17 protein-coding genes are annotated in these 16,122 nt (G+C 72.7%); 16 read left to right on the top strand and 1 reads right to left on the bottom strand.

What is annotated here, in order from left to right; all coding sequences use genetic code 11:
- The first annotated feature begins 135 nt into the window (after window positions 1-135).
- On the top strand, window positions 136-561 hold the full coding sequence (locus KSNIM_RS07605; RefSeq protein ID WP_263102463.1) for a thiol-disulfide oxidoreductase DCC family protein: 426 nt from the start codon (window positions 136-138) through the stop codon (window positions 559-561).
- A 45-nt stretch (window positions 562-606) separates the two neighbouring features.
- On the opposite strand, the gene KSNIM_RS07600 is transcribed toward KSNIM_RS07605, so the two are convergent.
- On the bottom strand, window positions 607-2,649 hold the full coding sequence (locus KSNIM_RS07600; RefSeq protein ID WP_263102462.1) for an elongation factor G: 2,043 nt from the start codon (window positions 2,647-2,649) through the stop codon (window positions 607-609).
- Window positions 2,650-2,909: 260 nt separating this feature from the next.
- Here KSNIM_RS07600 and pgsA point away from each other — a divergent pair, with 260 nt between their 5' ends.
- The 15 genes from pgsA to KSNIM_RS07525 all read left to right on the top strand — a co-directional run bounded on the left by pgsA (window position 2,910) and on the right by KSNIM_RS07525 (window position 16,089).
- Window positions 2,910-3,569, top strand: coding sequence for a phosphatidylinositol phosphate synthase (gene pgsA / locus KSNIM_RS07595; RefSeq protein WP_263102461.1), 660 nt, complete (start codon window positions 2,910-2,912; stop codon window positions 3,567-3,569).
- Window positions 3,566-4,492 carry a phosphatidylinositol mannoside acyltransferase gene (locus KSNIM_RS07590; RefSeq protein ID WP_263102460.1) on the top strand — a complete coding sequence of 309 codons (927 nt, stop codon included), beginning with the start codon at window positions 3,566-3,568 and terminating at the stop codon, window positions 4,490-4,492. Before pgsA ends, KSNIM_RS07590 begins: the two co-directional genes overlap by 4 nt.
- A complete protein-coding gene (locus KSNIM_RS07585; RefSeq protein WP_263102459.1) occupies window positions 4,489-5,679 on the top strand; it encodes a glycosyltransferase family 4 protein in 1,191 nt (396 codons plus the stop codon). Before KSNIM_RS07590 ends, KSNIM_RS07585 begins: the two co-directional genes overlap by 4 nt.
- A gap of 62 nt (window positions 5,680-5,741) precedes the next feature.
- The gene (locus tag KSNIM_RS07580) at window positions 5,742-6,086 is read left to right on the top strand and encodes a 5-carboxymethyl-2-hydroxymuconate Delta-isomerase (protein ID WP_263102458.1); all 345 of its coding nucleotides are present in this window, start codon (window positions 5,742-5,744) and stop codon (window positions 6,084-6,086) included.
- A gap of 11 nt (window positions 6,087-6,097) precedes the next feature.
- On the top strand, window positions 6,098-6,643 hold the full coding sequence (locus tag KSNIM_RS07575) for a membrane protein (protein ID WP_030268533.1): 546 nt from the start codon (window positions 6,098-6,100) through the stop codon (window positions 6,641-6,643).
- 117 nt (window positions 6,644-6,760) lie between these two features.
- A complete protein-coding gene (gene pdxS, locus KSNIM_RS07570) occupies window positions 6,761-7,672 on the top strand; it encodes a pyridoxal 5'-phosphate synthase lyase subunit PdxS (protein ID WP_263102457.1) in 912 nt (303 codons plus the stop codon).
- Window positions 7,673-7,760: 88 nt separating this feature from the next.
- Complete coding sequence (gene pdxT / locus KSNIM_RS07565) at window positions 7,761-8,378, top strand: pyridoxal 5'-phosphate synthase glutaminase subunit PdxT (RefSeq protein WP_263102456.1); 618 nt, start codon at window positions 7,761-7,763, stop codon at window positions 8,376-8,378.
- A gap of 99 nt (window positions 8,379-8,477) precedes the next feature.
- Window positions 8,478-9,233, top strand: a complete 756-nt coding sequence (locus KSNIM_RS07560) for a YebC/PmpR family DNA-binding transcriptional regulator (protein ID WP_263102455.1) — start codon at window positions 8,478-8,480, stop codon at window positions 9,231-9,233.
- A 139-nt stretch (window positions 9,234-9,372) separates the two neighbouring features.
- Window positions 9,373-9,942, top strand: a complete 570-nt coding sequence (ruvC, locus tag KSNIM_RS07555; RefSeq protein WP_263102454.1) for a crossover junction endodeoxyribonuclease RuvC — start codon at window positions 9,373-9,375, stop codon at window positions 9,940-9,942.
- Window positions 9,939-10,550 carry a Holliday junction branch migration protein RuvA gene (gene ruvA / locus KSNIM_RS07550; protein WP_263102453.1) on the top strand — a complete coding sequence of 204 codons (612 nt, stop codon included), beginning with the start codon at window positions 9,939-9,941 and terminating at the stop codon, window positions 10,548-10,550. The genes ruvC and ruvA overlap by 4 nt, the downstream gene beginning before the upstream one ends.
- A gap of 88 nt (window positions 10,551-10,638) precedes the next feature.
- Window positions 10,639-11,727, top strand: a complete 1,089-nt coding sequence (ruvB, locus tag KSNIM_RS07545) for a Holliday junction branch migration DNA helicase RuvB (RefSeq protein WP_263102452.1) — start codon at window positions 10,639-10,641, stop codon at window positions 11,725-11,727.
- Window positions 11,728-11,901: 174 nt separating this feature from the next.
- Entirely contained in the window at window positions 11,902-12,297 is a 396-nt protein-coding gene (gene yajC / locus KSNIM_RS07540; protein WP_263102451.1) for a preprotein translocase subunit YajC, read from the top strand.
- Window positions 12,298-12,441: 144 nt separating this feature from the next.
- Complete coding sequence (gene secD, locus KSNIM_RS07535) at window positions 12,442-14,259, top strand: protein translocase subunit SecD (protein WP_411543672.1); 1,818 nt, start codon at window positions 12,442-12,444, stop codon at window positions 14,257-14,259.
- Window positions 14,260-14,263: 4 nt separating this feature from the next.
- Window positions 14,264-15,361, top strand: a complete 1,098-nt coding sequence (secF, locus tag KSNIM_RS07530; protein WP_263102450.1) for a protein translocase subunit SecF — start codon at window positions 14,264-14,266, stop codon at window positions 15,359-15,361.
- A gap of 176 nt (window positions 15,362-15,537) precedes the next feature.
- Window positions 15,538-16,089: an adenine phosphoribosyltransferase gene (locus KSNIM_RS07525; protein ID WP_263102449.1), complete on the top strand. Its 552-nt coding sequence runs from the start codon at window positions 15,538-15,540 to the stop codon at window positions 16,087-16,089.
- The last annotated feature ends 33 nt before the right edge of the window (window positions 16,090-16,122 follow it).

Genomic DNA, 16,122 nt, shown 5'->3' with positions numbered 1-16,122 from the left:
GGCAAGATCGTCTGAACCGGCGTCAGCCACCCGCGGCCGAGCACCGTGAGGGGATCATGCCCAGTTCGCGGCCGGTTCGATCCTCCGGGGTGTCACCCGGGCCCGCGGCGGCCGACCGTGCGGGAGGATCGGGCCATGGTCGAACTCATCGCGCACGATCCCTTGCTGGTCTTCGACGGGGACTGCGCCTTCTGCACCAGCTGCGTGACCTGGGCCGAACGCTATCCGCGGGCCTCCCTCTCCTCCGGCGGCTGGCAGGCGGTGCCCTACCAGTTCGCCGACCTCGCGGCGCTGGACGCCGGTGCGGGCGGCCGGGGCCTGGTCACCGAGGAGCGGGCCGACCGGGAGGTGCTGTGGATCACCCCCGGCGGACGGGTGTACGGCGGGGCGCAGGCGGTCGCCCGGCTGTTGATGCGCTCCGGCGGCGCCTGGGCGTACGCGGGCGCGGTGCTGGCGCTGCCCCCGGTGCGGCCGCTCGCCGCCGCCGTCTACCGCTGGGTCTCCCGCAACCGCCACCTGATGCCGGCGGGGACGCCGGCCTGCGCGATGCAGCGGCGCTGAGCGCCTCGGGGCACGCCGATCAGGTGCCCCAGGCCCCTGGATCCCTTACGACGCGTGTTCGTAGCGGGAGGCGAGGTTGGGGGGCATCGGGGCGTGTCGGAGGTAGCTGCGGGAGAACTGTCCGGTGCCGTGCGAGATCGAGCGCAACTCGACGGGATAGCGGACGAGTTCGAGCTCCGGGACCTCGGCGCGGACCAGGCTCATCCCGGGCCCGCCCGGCTCGGTGCCGAGCACGTGGCCCCGCCGCGCGGAGAGGTCGCTGAGCACCGCACCCTGGTACTCGTCCGGCAGCAGCACCTGCACCTCGTCGACCGGTTCGAGCAGCTGGATGCGCCCGTTGGCGGCCGCCTCGCGGAGCGCCAGCGCGCCCGCGGTCTGGAAGGCCGCGTCGGAGGAGTCCACCGAGTGCGCCTTGCCGTCGGTGAGGGTGACCCGGACGTCGACCATCGGGTAGCCGGCCAGCACCCCGTGCGCGAGCTGCGCGCGGACGCCCTTCTCCACCGAGGGGATGAAGTTGCGCGGCACCGCGCCGCCGACCACCTTGTCGACGAACTCGAAGCCGCCGCCGGGAAGCGGCTCGACGGTGAGGTCGCAGATCGCGTACTGGCCGTGCCCGCCGGACTGCTTGACGTGCCGGCCGTGCCCGGTGGAGCTGGTGGCGAAGGTCTCACGCAGCGCGACCTTGTAGTCGACGGTGTCCACGTGCACGCCGTACCGGCTGCGCAGCCTGTCCAGGACGACCGCCTGGTGGGCCTCACCGGTGCACCAGAGCACCAGTTGGTGGGTGTCCGGGTTCTGCTCGACGCGCAGCGCAGGGTCCTGGGCGGTGAGCCGGCCGAGGGTCTGGGCGAGCTTGTCCTCGTCGGCCTTGCTGTGGGCCTGGACGGCGGCGGGCAGCAGGGCCTCGGGCTGCGGCCACGGCTCCAGCGCCTCGGTGCCCTCGGTGAGGGTGTCGCCGGTGCGGGCGGCGGTGAGCTTGGCGAGGCAGACCAGGTCGCCGGGGAGCGCGTGCGGGACGGGCCGCTGCTGCTTGCCGAACGGGCAGCTCAGGCCGGCGACCTTCTCGTCGGCGCCGCCGGGCACGTGGAGCACGGTGTCGGGGCGCAGCGTCCCGGAGAACACCCGGGCGAGGCTGAGCCGGCCGACGTACGGGTCCTCGCCGGTGTGCACGATCTGGGCGGCGACCAGAGCGTCCGGATCGCAGGCGGGCATGTCATCGGCGCGGTCGAGCGGTGACGGGAAGACCGCCGCGATCAGGTCGAGCAGTTCGGCGGCGCCGGGCGCGGGGCCGGTGGGGTCGGCGGGCGGTGCGGTGGCGAGCACCGGGTGCACGGTGCCGGCCAGGAACTCGCGGCGCAGCGCGTCACCGAGCGAGGCGGTGTCCAGCTCCTCGCCCGCGACCCAGCGCTCCAGCAGTGCGTCGTCCTCGCCGGCGATGGCCTCGACCAGGTGGGTGCGGTCCTCGTCGACGGTGGGGAGGTCGCCGGGCTCGCCGTAGGTGCGGCCGGTGAGCAGTTCGACGGAGCCGAGCAGCCGGCCGTCCTTCAGCGCGCTGTCGTGCAGCTGCAGGACGGAGTCGGGGTGGCCCTCGCCGAGGGCGTCCTGCAGGGTGGCGAGGACCTCGTCGAGGTGGACGCGGACGGCGTTGAGGTGGGTGAGGGCGATCGCGGTGGGGAGGTTGCGCAGCCGGACCTCCCGCCACAGGGCGAGGGTGTGCGCGGAGACCGGGTCGGTGGCGGAGACCACCAGCACGGCGGCTTCGGCGGCGCGCAGCGCGGCCTGCATGTCGCCGGCGAAGTCGGCGTAGCCGGGCGCGTCCAGCAGGTTGATCTTGCAGTCCTGCCAGGCCAGCGGGAGGAGCGCGAGCTGCACGGAGCGCTGCTGCTGGTGCTCGATCTCCTCGTGGTCGGCCGCGGTGGTGCCGTCCGGGACGGTGCCGGCCCGGGTGAGCGAGCCCGCGGTGAGGGCGAGGGACTCGGCGAGGGTGGTCTTGCCGGCTCCGGTGGCGCCGATGAGGACGACGTTGCGGAGCCGGTCGGGTCGTTCGACGGTGGGGGCCGCGGTGTGGGTGGCTGCTCGGTCCGCCATGGCTGCTCTCCTGCTGTTCGCGGGTGGCTGCGGCGCGCTCGCGCGGGTCACAAGCGGTGCTCACGGCCGGGGCGTCGGGCGCCGCCGGGCCGTGCGTGGTGGGCCGGTCGGGCCGGCGGGCTGCTCGGGGGCGTGGGGCGGCGAAGCCCCGCGATCAGCGTGGATACCATTGTCCAGCCGGGCGGGCCGATCCGCTCGGCCGCCCGGCGGCACAGGGGCCGCGGGCGGAGTCCGGTGAGATCGGAGCGGTCGGGAAGGCCATGCTCAACAAATACGCGCGTGCCTTCTTCACACGTGTTCTGACGCCGTTCGCCGCGATGCTGCTGCGCTGGGGTGTCAGCCCGGACGCCGTGACGCTGATCGGGACGGCCGGATCGGTGGCGGGCGCCCTGGTGTTCTTCCCCCGCGGGGAGTTCTTCTGGGGCACGATCACCATCACCCTCTTCATCTTCTCCGACCTGGTCGACGGCAACATGGCCCGCCAGGCCGGGCGCTCCTCCAAGTGGGGTGCGTTCCTCGACTCGACGCTGGACCGGGTCGCGGACGCCGCGATCTTCGGCGGTCTGGCGCTCTGGTACGCGGGCACCGGGAACAACGACCTGCTCTGCGCCGTTTCGGTCTTCTGCCTGGCCAGCGGCCAGGTGGTCTCGTACACCAAGGCACGCGGCGAGAGCCTGGGATTCCCGGTGAACGTCAACGGCCTGGTCGAGCGGGCCGAGCGGCTGGTGATCAGCCTGGTCGCGGCCGGTGTGGCGGGCCTGGCCACGTTCGGCCTGCCGTACGTGGAGTGGCTGCTGCCGTTCGCCCTGTGGGTGGTCGCGGCGGGCAGCCTGGTGACGGTGATGCAGCGCATCCTGACGGTGCGGCGGGAGGCCCAGGAGGCCGACCGGGAGACGGCGGGAGTCGAGGGGGCGGCGTGAAGGACCGATTGGTCTACTGGCTGTACGCGGCCGGCTGGGCGGTGGTGAAGCGGCTGCCCGAGCGGGTGGCCCGCACCCTGTTCGAGCGGATCGCCGACCGGGTGTGGCGCGGCCGCGGCAAGGGCGTGCTGCAGCTGGAGGCCAATCTGCGCCGGGTGCACCCGGAGGCGGACGAGGCGCGGCTGCGCGAGCTGTCCCGGGCCGGGATGCGGTCGTACATGCGGTACTGGATGGAGTCCTTCCGACTGCCGGCCTGGAGCCTCCAGCGGATCGCCGACGCCATGCCGGTCAAGGGCCTGGAGCAGCTGAACGAGGCGATGGCCGCCGGCCGCGGCGCCGTCCTCGCCCTGCCCCACATGGGCAACTGGGACCTCGCCGGCGCCTGGATCGCCTCGGCGGGCGGCTACCCCTTCACCACCGTCGCCGAGCGGCTGAAGCCGGAGGCGCTGTTCGACCGCTTCGTGGCGTACCGCGAGGGCCTCGGCATGGAGGTGCTGCCGCTGACCGGCTCGGACGTGTCGGTGATCGGCACGCTCGCCCGGCGGCTGCGCCAGGGCAAGCTGGTCTGCCTGCTCGGCGACCGCGACCTGTCCGCCGCCGGCCTGCAGGTGGACTTCTTCGGCGAGCCGACCCGCATGCCGGCCGGCCCGGCCGCACTGGCGCTGCGCACCGGCGCGGCGCTCTTCCCGGTGACGCTCTGGTACGACGGCCCGGTGATGCGCGCCGAGATCCACCCGGAGATCGTGCCGCCCGCCGAGGGCGAGCAGCGCGAGCGGACCGGCGCCATGGTGCAGGCGCTCGCCGACGTGTGGGCCGAGGGGATCCGGGAGCACGCCGAGGACTGGCACATGCTGCAGAAGCTGTGGCTGGCCGATCTCGGCACCGATCGCGCCGCCGGCGCGGGGCAGGGGGAGCAGGGGTGAGGATCGGCATCGTCTGCCCGTACGACTGGGACGTTCCCGGCGGTGTGCAGTTCCACATCCGCGACCTCGCGGAGCACCTGATCCGGCTGGGCCACGAGGTCTCGGTGCTGGCCCCGGCCGAGGACGAGTCGGCGCTGCCGCCGTACGTCGTCTCGGCGGGCCGGGCGGTCGCCGTGCCGTACAACGGCTCGGTGGCCCGACTCAGCTTCGGCATCCTGTCGGCCGCCCGGGTGCGGCGCTGGCTGAACGACGGGCGCTTCGACATCCTGCACGTCCACGAGCCGTCCTCGCCGAGCCTGTCGATGCTGGCCGCCTGGTCGGCCTCCGGGCCGATGGTGGGCACCTTCCACACGTCCAACCCGCGGTCGCGGGCGATGATCGCGGCCTCGCCGATCCTGCAGCCCGGCCTGGAGAAGATGTCCGCCCGGATCGCGGTCAGCGAGTACGCCCGGCGCACCCTGGTCGAGCACCTGGGCGGCGACGCGGTGGTCATCCCGAACGGCGTGGACGTCCGCTTCTTCGCCGACGCCGAGCCTGATCCGCGCTGGCAGGGCGGCGTGCTCACGGGCACCGGCGCCCCGGCGACGATCGGCTTCATCGGCCGGATCAACGAGCCGCGCAAGGGTCTGCCCACGCTGCTCGCCGCGTTGCCCCGGATCCTGGAGGAACGGCCGGGCACCCGGCTCCTGGTCGCCGGCAAGGGCGACCGCGAGGAGGCCGTCGAGGGGCTGGCCCCCGAGGTGCGGGCGCAGGTGGAGTTCCTCGGCATGGTCAGCGACGAGGAGAAGGCCCGGCTGCTGCGCAGCGTGGACCTCTACGTCGCGCCGAACACCGGCGGCGAGAGCTTCGGCATCATCCTGGTCGAGGCGATGTCGGCCGGCGCCCCTGTGCTGGCCAGCGACCTCGACGCGTTCCGGCAGGTGCTGGACGGCGGTGCGGCTGGCGAGCTGTTCCCGGTCGAGGACGCCGACTCGCTGGCCGCGGCCGCGGTGAAGCTGCTCGGCGACCCGGAGCGGCTGCGCGAACTGCGCGCGGCGGCCTCCCGGCACGTCCGGCGGTTCGACTGGGAGACGGTCGGCGCGGAGATCCTCTCGGTGTACGAGACGGTCACCGACGGCATGCCGCCGGTGGCCGAGGACGAGCGGGTGGGCTGGCGGGAGCGGTTCGGCCTGGCCGCCCGCGACTGACCGCGCACCCGCAACTCGACCGCACCCGCAGACAGGAAACGTTCCGACAAGAGGGGGCCCTCGTGCCGCAGATCTCCGTCGACTACTCGCCGCGCCTCGGCTTCGACCGCCGGGCCTTCGCCGCGGAGCTGCACCCGCTGGTGGCGGCCGCGATCGACACCACGGTGGAGTCGTGCAAGACCCGCTTCCGCCCGGTCGAGGACGCCTTCCTCGGCGACGGCGACCCGGAGCGCGCCATGGTGTACCTGGAGCTGAAGATCCTCGCCGGGCGTGCCCCCGAGGCCCGGACGGCGCTCTCCGAGTCCGTGCTGGACCTGCTGAAGCGGCACGTCGACGGCGAGCGGGTGCACCTGGCCGTCAACGTGGTGGAGCTCGACCGCGAGGTCTACCGGACGGCCGCCCTGTAGCCTGACCGGCCGTGACTACCTGGATCTGGGCCGCCGTTGCGGTCGTGCTGTTCGCGATGTACCTGAGCTGGACGGCCGGCCGGCTGGACCGGCTGCACGCGCGGATCGACGCGGCCCGGGCCTCGCTCGACGCCCAGCTGGTGCGCCGTGCCTCGGTGGCCCAGGAGCTGGCCACCTCCTCGCTGCTCGACCCGGCTGCCTCGCTGCTGCTGTACGAGGCCTCGCACGCCGCCCGGCAGGCCGAGGACGAGCACCGGGAGGTGGCGGAGAGCGAGCTGAGCCTCGCGCTGCGCGCGGTCTTCGCCGAGCCGGAGCAGGTTGCGGCACTGCTGGACGCGCCCGGTGGCAAGGAGGCCGTGACGGATCTCACGGCCGCGGTCCGTCGGGTGCCGATGGCGCGGCGGTTCCACAACGACGCCGTCCGGGCCGCCCGTGCGGTGCGCGAGCACCGCCTCGTCCGGTACTTCCGGCTGGCGGGGCGCGCGCCGTTCCCGATGGCCTTCGAGATGGACGACGAGCCCCCGGCGGCGCTCACCCCCGAAGGCGCCCCGGCCTGAACGGCTACTGTTTGTCGTACCCGGACGACTCGGCTGGACTGTATGGAGCATCGGTAAGGGGCGTTCCGGGCCTACGATAAGTCGATAGCACTGGTTCATCTTCGAGTGAGGTCTTACGTGTCCACCACCCCCATCACCGCAGACCAGCCGCAGATCGGCACCGCCCGGGTCAAGCGCGGCATGGCCGAGCAGCTCAAGGGCGGTGTGATCATGGACGTGGTCAACGCCGAGCAGGCGAAGATCGCCGAGGACGCCGGTGCGGTCGCGGTCATGGCCCTGGAGCGCGTGCCCGCCGACATCCGCAAGGACGGTGGCGTGGCCCGGATGTCCGACCCGAACATGATCGAGGAGATCATCTCCGCGGTCTCCATCCCCGTCATGGCCAAGTCCCGCATCGGCCACTTCGTCGAGGCCCAGGTCCTCCAGTCGCTCGGTGTCGACTACATCGACGAGTCCGAGGTGCTCACCCCGGCCGACGAGGTCAACCACTCCGACAAGTGGGCGTTCACCACCCCCTTCGTCTGCGGCGCCACCAACCTCGGCGAGGCCCTGCGCCGCATCGCCGAGGGCGCGGCCATGATCCGCTCCAAGGGCGAGGCCGGCACCGGCAACGTGGTCGAGGCGGTCCGCCACCTGCGCCAGATCAAGAACGAGATCGCCAAGCTGCGCGGCTTCGACAACAACGAGCTGTACGCCGCCGCCAAGGAGCTGCGCGCCCCCTACGAGCTCGTCAAGGAGGTCGCCGAGCTCGGCAAGCTGCCGGTGGTGCTGTTCTCCGCCGGTGGCGTCGCCACCCCGGCCGACGCCGCGCTGATGCGCCAGCTCGGCGCCGAGGGCGTCTTCGTCGGCTCCGGCATCTTCAAGTCCGGCGACCCGGCCAAGCGCGCCGCCGCCATCGTGAAGGCCACCACCTTCTTCGACGACCCGAAGATCATCGCGGACGCGTCCCGCAACCTCGGCGAGGCCATGGTCGGCATCAACTGCGACACCCTGCCGGAGAGCGAGCGCTACGCCAACCGCGGCTGGTAACCACCCGCGCCACGCCGGCCCGCCGTGCAGCACGTCCGCGCGGCGGGCCGGCGCACGTCCCCCCGTCACGACCGAAGAGGTAACCACCGTGTCCAGCAGCACCCCGACCATCGGCGTCCTCGCCCTCCAGGGCGACGTCCGCGAGCATCTCATCGCGCTGGCCGCCGCCGACGCGGTCGCCCGCCCGGTGCGCCGGGCCGAGGAGCTGGCCGAGGTGGACGCGCTGGTGATCCCCGGCGGCGAGTCCACCACCATGTCCAAGCTGGCGCTGCTGTTCGGCGTGATGGACCCGCTGCGGGCCCGGGTGGCCGACGGCATGCCGGTCTACGGCACCTGCGCCGGCATGATCATGCTGGCCGACAAGATCCTCGACGGGCGGGACGACCAGGAGACCGTCGGCGGCATCGACATGACGGTGCGCCGCAACGCCTTCGGCCGGCAGAACGAGTCCTTCGAGTCGGCGATCGACTTCCGCGGCCTGGAGGGTGCGCCGGTCAACGGCGTGTTCATCCGCGCCCCGTGGGTCGAGTCGGTCGGCGCGGGCGTCGAGGTGCTGGCCGAGGTGCCGGCCGCCGACGGCCCGGACAGCCGCATCGTGGCCGTCCGGCAGGGCCACCTGCTGGCGACCTCCTTCCACCCCGAGCTCACCGGCGACCACCGCGTGCACGAGTACTTCGTGCGCATGGTCGAGGACGCCCTGCGCTGAGTCCGGCGGGCGGCGCGCTGACCGTGTGCCACCCTCCGGTGACGACACCGGTAAGATCTCCTCTGTTCATTTCCCTTTGGCGACGTAAAGGAGCTGGCGATGTCCGGCCACTCTAAGTGGGCTACCACCAAGCACAAGAAGGCCGTGATCGACGCCAAGCGCGGCAAGCTCTTCGCCAAGATGATCAAGAACATCGAGGTGGCGGCGCGCACCGGCGGTGGCGACCCGGCCGGCAACCCCACCCTGTACGACGCCATCCAGAAGGCGAAGAAGAGCTCCGTCCCGATCGACAACATCAACCGGGCCGTCAAGCGCGGCTCCGGTGCCGAGGCCGGCGGCGCGGACTACTCGACCATCATGTACGAGGGCTACGGCCCGAACGGCGTGGCCGTCCTCATCGAGTGCCTCACCGACAACCGCAACCGCGCGGCCTCCGACGTGCGCGTCGCGATGACCCGCAACGGCGGCTCGATGGCCGACCCGGGCTCGGTGTCCTACATGTTCTCCCGCAAGGGCGTGGTGATCGTCCCCAAGGCCGACGGCGTGGACGAGGACAAGCTCTTCGAGGTCGTCCTGGACCACGGCGCCGAGGAGGTCAACGACCTCGGCGAGGCGTTCGAGATCATCTCCGAGGCCACCGACATGGTGTCCGTCCGCACCTCGCTGGTCGACGCCGGCATCGACTACGACTCGGCCGAGGCCAACTTCGTGCCCAGCGTGCAGGTCGAGCTGGACGCCGACGGCGCCCGCAAGATCTTCAAGCTGATCGACGCCCTCGAGGACAGCGACGACGTGCAGAACGTCTTCGCCAACTTCGACGTCTCCGACGAGATCATGGCCGAGCTCGACGCCTGATCCCGCCGCTCCTCCGCCGCCCGGCAGTCCCGCGACTGCCGGGCGGCGGCGTGTTCGGGTGCGGTGGCGCGGGCGTTGTCGGTGCCGCCCGATACCCTGCGGGGGATCGCGGGCGACGAGACGGAAGACGGGGTGCGGAGTGCGGGTACTGGGCGTGGACCCGGGGCTGACCAGGTGCGGCGTCGGCGTGGTCGATGGCGCCCCCGGCCGGCCGCTGCGGATGGTCGGCGTCGGCGTGGTGCGCACCCCGGTCGACGCGGAGATCGGCGTGCGGCTGCTGCAGATAGAGCAGGGCCTGGAGCAGTGGCTGGACGAGCACACGCCCGACCTGGTCGCCGTCGAGCGGGTCTTCGCCCAGCACAACGTCCGCACCGTGATGGGCACCGCCCAGGCCAGCGCCGTCGCGATGCTCTGCGCCACCCGGCGCGGCATCCCCGTCACCCTGCACACCCCGAGCGAGGTCAAGGCCGCCGTCACCGGTTCCGGCCGGGCCGACAAGGCGCAGGTCACCGCCATGGTCCAGCGGCTGCTCCGGCTGGACGCCCCGCCGAAGCCGGCCGACGCCGCCGACGCCCTCGCCCTGGCCATCTGCCACATCTGGCGCGGCGGCGCCCAGGGCCGCATCGCCGCCGCACTCGCCAAGTCCGCACCGGCGCCCGCCGCGCCCGCGGCCCGGCGCCCCGCCGCACGTCAGGAGTACCGCCGATGATCGCCTTCGTCCAGGGCCCGGTGGCCCACATCGCGGCCGGCACGGCCGTCGTCGAGGTCGGCGGGGTCGGCATGGCCGTCCAGTGCGCTCCGAACACCCTGGCCGGGCTGCGGATCGGCGAGAGCGCCCGCCTCGCCACCTCGCTGGTGGTGCGCGAGGACTCGCTCACCCTGTACGGGTTCGCCGACGAGGACGAGCGCGCCCTCTTCGAGATCTTGCAGGCCGCGCCCGGGGTCGGCCCGCGGCTCGCCCAGGCGATGCTCGCCGTGCACAGCCCGGACGCGCTGCGCGCCGCGGTCGCCGGCGGCGACGAGAAGGCGCTGATCGCGGTGCCCGGCATCGGCAAGGCGAAGGCCGCCAAGCTGCTGCTGGAGTACAAGGACAAGCTCGGCGCCCCGCACGGCGCCGTGCCCGCGCAGAAGCCGGTCGCCAGCGGCCCGGCCCCCTGGCACGAGCAGCTGCACGCCGCACTGGTCGGCCTCGGCTACGCTCCCCGCGAGGCCGAGGACGCCGTCGCCGCGGTCACCCCGGAGGCCGAGGCGCAGCAGGTGCCGGACATCGGCTCGCTGCTGCGGGCCGCCCTGCGCGGACTCAACCGGGCCCGCTGACCGGCGGCAGCAGCCCCCGGCCCGCCCGACCGCCGACGCTTTGACCATCTGACGACCAGTCGTCATGTCGACTTTGGAGCCGCTCCCGATGAGCCCGTACGACACCGACCCCGCCGACCGCCCGGCGGCAGACCGGCTGGTGGGGGCGGCCGCCGACGGCGAGGACCAGGCCGTCGAGGCGGCCCTGCGCCCCAAGCTGCTGGAGGAGTTCATCGGCCAGGAGCGCGTCCGCGAGCAGCTCTCCCTGGTGCTCCAGGCCGCCCGCCAGCGCGGCACCGCCCCCGACCACGTGCTGCTCAGCGGCCCGCCCGGGCTCGGCAAGACCACGCTGTCGATGATCATCGCCGCCGAGCTGGGGGCGCCGATCCGGATCACCTCCGGCCCGGCGATCCAGCACGCCGGCGACCTCGCCGCGATCCTCTCCTCGCTCGCCGAGGGCGAGGTGCTCTTCCTCGACGAGATCCACCGGATGTCCCGGCCGGCCGAGGAGATGCTCTACATGGCGATGGAGGACTTCCGGGTCGACGTCATCGTCGGCAAGGGCCCCGGCGCCACCGCCATCCCGCTGGAGCTGCCGCCGTTCACCCTGGTCGGCGCCACCACCCGGGCCGGCCTGCTGCCGCCGCCGCTGCGCGACCGCTTCGGCTTCACCGGCCACATGGAGTTCTACGCCCCGGCCGAGCTCCAGCAGGTGGTGCACCGCTCCGCCGCCCTGCTGGACGTCGACATCGACCCGCAGGGCGCCGCCGAGATCGCCGGCCGCTCCCGCGGCACCCCGCGCATCGCCAACCGGCTGCTGCGCCGCGTCCGCGACTACGCCCAGGTCAGGCACGACGGCCGGGTCACCCGGGAGATCTCCGCCCAGGCGCTGGACGTGTACGAGGTGGACGCCCGCGGCCTGGACCGGCTGGACCGGGCGGTGCTGGACGCGCTGCTGCGGCTGTTCGGCGGCGGCCCGGTCGGCCTGTCCACCCTCGCCGTCGCGGTGGGGGAGGAGGCCGAGACGGTCGAGGAGGTCGCCGAGCCGTTCCTCGTCCGCGAGGGACTGCTCGCCCGAACGCCGCGCGGCCGGATCGCCACCGCGGCGGCCTGGCGCCACCTCGGGATGGCCCCACCCGCACAGGGCGGCGGGGCGAAGACGTCCGACCAGGCCGCTTTGTTCCCGGACGGCCTGTAGCCGACAACCGAAAACGGGTGCATGCCAAGGGTCGCCACTTTCGGCGGCACACTGGCATGCTTGGCGTTGTCCGTACAGTGCGGGTCGCCTAGACTCCGCCGGACCGCCCCTCTCGACCGACGGGCCGACGTATACCAGGCCGCCGGCCGAGGCGGCCCGCAAAGGACCCTGGCTGTGGCTAATCTCATCATCCTCATCCTCCCGATCGTCGCGATCTTCCTGATGTTCCGCTCGCAGAAGAAGCGGCAGCAGCAGGCGGCGTCGATGCAGGCGACCCTCCAGCCGGGGGCCGGCGTGCGGACGATCGGTGGCATGTACGCCCAGGTCAAGGCGGTCAACGACGAGACCGTCGAGCTGGAGATCGCCCCCGGCGTGGTGGCCCACTACACCAAGGGCGCCATCGCCGCCGTGCTGGAGCCGCTCGAGTACGACGCGATCATCAACGGCCGCCCGGTGGAGGCCGACGAGGAGCCGGCCGCCGAGGCCGAGGTCGCCCAGGACGAGAAGCCGCTGAGCCTCTCCAAGGACGCCGAGGCGGACGCCTCCGAGACCGCGTCCGAGACCAAGTAGTACGGTCGGGCCCACCCAGGCTGCGCGGCAACCGGCCGCCGGCCCAGATGACCTCAGGGCCGCCCTGCGCCGCCGTCCCCCGTCCCGCCTCACGCCGGACCGGGGCGCGGCCCGCGGCGGCATGGACAGGGAGAAACGAGCAAGGTGGCAACACCCAAGTCGCGCCAGCGCGACGGTTACCCGGGGCGGGCGCTGGCCCTGATCCTGGTGGTCGCCGTCGGACTGGTCGCCCTCATGTTCTGGACGGGCAACAAGACGCCCCGTCTCGGAATCGACCTCGCCGGTGGCACCAGCGTCACCCTGACCGCCAAGTCGGACGACAAGGCCGCGATCAACAAGTCCAACATGGACATCGCGACCGGCATCATCCAGAAGCGCGTCAACGGTATGGGCGTCTCCGAGGCGGAGGTCCAGACCCAGGGTGACAGCAACATCATCGTCAACATCCCCAATGGCGGTGACAAGCAGGCGGCGATCGAGCAGATCGGCACGACTGCCAAGCTCTACTTCCGTCCCGTGGTCGCGCTCGCGCCGACCGGGGTCGACCCCTCGGCGATGAACACCGGCTCGCCGTCCCCCTCCGGCTCCGCCAGCCCGTCCGCGGGCTCCTCGGCGAACGCCACCGGCGCCTCCGCGTCCCCCTCGGGCAAGGCCTCCACCGCCCCCAGCGCCAGTGCCAGCAAGGCGGGCCGCGCGGTCAGCGACGCGCTGAAGGCCGACCCGTCGGCCTCCGCGAAGCCCTCGGCCAACGCGTCCGGCTCCGCCTCGGCCGCCCCGAGCGGCGGCGCGACCCCGTCCGCGCCGACCAGCATGAGCCCCGAGCAGCTGACCGCGGCCCTCACCCAGGGCACCGTGCCGGCCGACGTCCAGCAGCAGTTCGCCGCGCTGGACTGCTCCAAGCCGGAGCAGCGCAAGGACTACCAGACCGACCCCAAGAAGAACGCGGTCGGCTGCTCCTACGACAAGGAGCAGGGCGTCTGGTACAAGTTCGCGCTCGGCCCGGTCGCCGTGAACGGCTCCGACGTGTCCAAGGCCCAGGCCCTGTTCGACACCCAGCGGGCCGGCGGCTGGCAGGTCGACCTGTCGTTCAACGACAACGGCTCCAAGGCCTTCGCGAGCACCACCGGCACCCTGGCCACCCAGGCCTCCCCGGCCAACCAGTTCGCCATCGTCCTGGACGGCAAGGTGGTCTCCCACCCGTACGTCAGCCAGTCGATCACCGGCGGCTCGGCCACCATCTCCGGCAGCTTCAGCCAGGAGGACGCCAAGGGCCTGGCCAACGTGCTGAGCTACGGCGCGCTGCCGCTGACCTTCGACATGAGCGACGTCACCACCGTCTCCCCGCAGCTCGGCGGCGACCAGCTGCAGGCCGGCCTGATCGCCGGCGCCATCGGCCTGGCGCTGGTGGTCGTGTACTCGCTCGTCTACTACCGCGGCCTCGGCCTGGTCTCCATCGCCGGTCTGCTCGTCTCGGCGATCCTCACCTACGCGATCATGTGCCTGCTCGGCGCCAGCATCGGCTTCGCGCTGAACCTGCCCGCGGTCTGCGGCGCCATCGTCGCCATCGGCATCACCGCGGACTCGTTCATCGTGTACTTCGAGCGCATCCGCGACGAGGTCCGTGAAGGCGCACCGCTGCGGCCCGCCGTCCAGCGCGCCTGGCCGCGCGCCCGCCGCACCATCCTGGTCTCCGACTTCGTGTCGTTCCTGTGTGCCGCGGTGCTGTACATCGTCTCGGTCGGCAAGGTCCAGGGCTTCGCGTTCACGCTGGGCCTGACGACGCTGCTCGACATCGTGGTGATCTTCCTGTTCACCAAGCCGCTGATCACCCTGCTGGCACGGCGGAAGTTCTTCGCGAACGGCCACCCGTGGTCCGGTCTCGACCCGAAGCGGCTCGGCGCCCGCCCGCCGATCCGCGGCAGCCGTCGCCGTTCCTCCGCCAACGCCCCCAAGGAGGCCTGACGCCATGTCCCTTCGGAACATCGGCCACCGGCTCTACCAGGGCGAGGTCAGCTTCGACTTCGTCGGCAAGCGCAAGATCTGGTACTCCATCTCGGGCGTCATCGTCCTCGTCGCGGCGATCGGCCTGGCGATGGGCCTGCACCTGGGCATCGAGTTCAAGGGCGGCTCGGTCTACACCGTCCAGAAGCAGGGCCTGACGGTCTCGCAGGCGCAGGACGCCGCCAACAAGATCACCGGTGACACCACCGCGCAGGTCCAGAAGACCGGCGACGGCAAGATCCGCATCCAGGTCAGCTCCGAGGAGAAGATCAGCGGCCCGGCGTTCTCCCAGGAGCTGTCCAAGGAGATCAGTGTCCCGACCAAGGACATCGACGCCCAGGTGATCGGCCCCTCCTGGGGCAAGCAGATCTCCCAGAAGGCCCTGCTCGGCCTGGTCGTCTTCATGGTGCTGGTCACCGTCTACCTGGCCATCGCCTTCGAGTGGCGGATGGCGCTGGCGGCGCTGGTCGCCCTGATCCACGACCTGCTGATCACCATCGGCGTCTACGCCCTGGTCGGCTTCGAGGTCACCCCCGGTACCGTGATCGGCTTCCTGACGATCCTCGGTTACTCGCTCTACGACACGGTCGTCGTCTTCGACACCGTGAAGGAGAACACCCGGGGCATCACCAAGCAGAACAGGCGCACCTACAGCGAGGCCGCCAACCTGGGCCTCAACCAGACCCTGGTGCGTTCGATCAACACCACCGTGGTCGCCCTGCTGCCCGTCACCGCACTGCTGTTCATCGGCGGCGGCATGCTCGGCGCCGGCACGCTGAACGACATCTCGCTCGCGCTGTTCATCGGTCTGGCGGCCGGCGCGTACTCGTCGATCTGCGTCGCCACCCCGCTGCTCGCGCAGCTCAAGGAGCAGACCCCGGAGATGCGCGCGCTCGCCAAGCGCGTCGCCCAGCGCCGGGCCGCGGACGCCAAGGCCGCCGAGGCCGCGGGCGCCGCGGAGGCCGCCGAGGACGGCGAGGAGGTCGCCGCCGGCGTGGTCGGCCAGCGCAACCAGCCGGTCTCCCGCACCCGCGGCAAGGGCCGCCCGTCCGGCAAGCACTGACCGGACGCAGCACCGCACGGTCCGGCCGGCCCGAGTCTCCTCGGGCCGGCCGGACCTTTTCCGTCACCGGGCGTCGCTGCGGGTAGGGTCGTACCGCGCGAATCCGGCCCCGGCGCACGTCCGGCCCGCCGCGCACATCCGGCCAGCTGGCCTGCCGACCCCCGAAGGAACCCCACGTGACCTCCCCCGACCCCGTCCTCGCCGAACTGCTCACCAGCCGGATCCGGGACGTCCCGGACTACCCGAAGCCCGGTGTGCTGTTCAAGGACATCGCGCCGCTGCTCGCCGACGCCGAGGCCTTCGGCGCGCTCACCCGGGCGCTCGCCGGCCGCGCCGCCGAGCTCGGGGCGACCAAGGTGGTCGGCCTGGAGGCCCGCGGCTTCGTGCTGGCCGCCCCGGCGGCCTTCGCGGCCGGCCTCGGCTTCGTGCCGATCCGCAAGAAGGGCAAGCTGCCCGGCGACGTCTTCGCCCGCTCCTACGACCTCGAGTACGGCTCCGCCACGCTGGAGGTGCAGTGCGACGCCTTCGCGCCCGGCGAGAAGGTGCTGGTGGTCGACGACGTGCTCGCCACCGGCGGCACCCTCGGCGCCTCGCTGGACCTCGTCCGCGAGGCCGGCGCCGAGCTGGCCGGCGTGGTCGTGCTGATGGAGCTCGGCTTCCTGCCGGGCCGCGAGCGCCTCACCGGGCACCTCGCGGGCGCGCCGCTGGACGCCCTCGTCACCGTCTGACCCGCCCCGCGGCCGGGCACGGCGGCCGGCCCC

It is taken from the genome of Kitasatospora sp. DSM 101779 (assembly GCF_025655475.1).
GTDB lineage: Bacteria > Actinomycetota > Actinomycetes > Streptomycetales > Streptomycetaceae > Kitasatospora.
The sequence above is the reverse complement of the archived record's forward strand: the minus strand, read 5'-3'. Positions and strand labels throughout refer to the sequence as shown.

What these genes read in the sequence shown, in the direction of transcription:
- KSNIM_RS07605 (WP_263102463.1), top strand. Translation starts at nt 136, where the DNA reads ATGGTCGAACTCATCGCGCACGATCCCTTGCTGGTCTTCGACGGGGAC.
- KSNIM_RS07600 (WP_263102462.1), bottom strand. Translation starts at nt 2,649, where the DNA reads ATGGCGGACCGAGCAGCCACCCACACCGCGGCCCCCACCGTCGAACGA.
- pgsA (WP_263102461.1), top strand. Translation starts at nt 2,910, where the DNA reads ATGCTCAACAAATACGCGCGTGCCTTCTTCACACGTGTTCTGACGCCG.
- KSNIM_RS07560 (WP_263102455.1), top strand. Translation starts at nt 8,478, where the DNA reads ATGTCCGGCCACTCTAAGTGGGCTACCACCAAGCACAAGAAGGCCGTG.
- ruvA (WP_263102453.1), top strand. Translation starts at nt 9,939, where the DNA reads ATGATCGCCTTCGTCCAGGGCCCGGTGGCCCACATCGCGGCCGGCACG.
- ruvB (WP_263102452.1), top strand. Translation starts at nt 10,639, where the DNA reads ATGAGCCCGTACGACACCGACCCCGCCGACCGCCCGGCGGCAGACCGG.
- secF (WP_263102450.1), top strand. Translation starts at nt 14,264, where the DNA reads ATGTCCCTTCGGAACATCGGCCACCGGCTCTACCAGGGCGAGGTCAGC.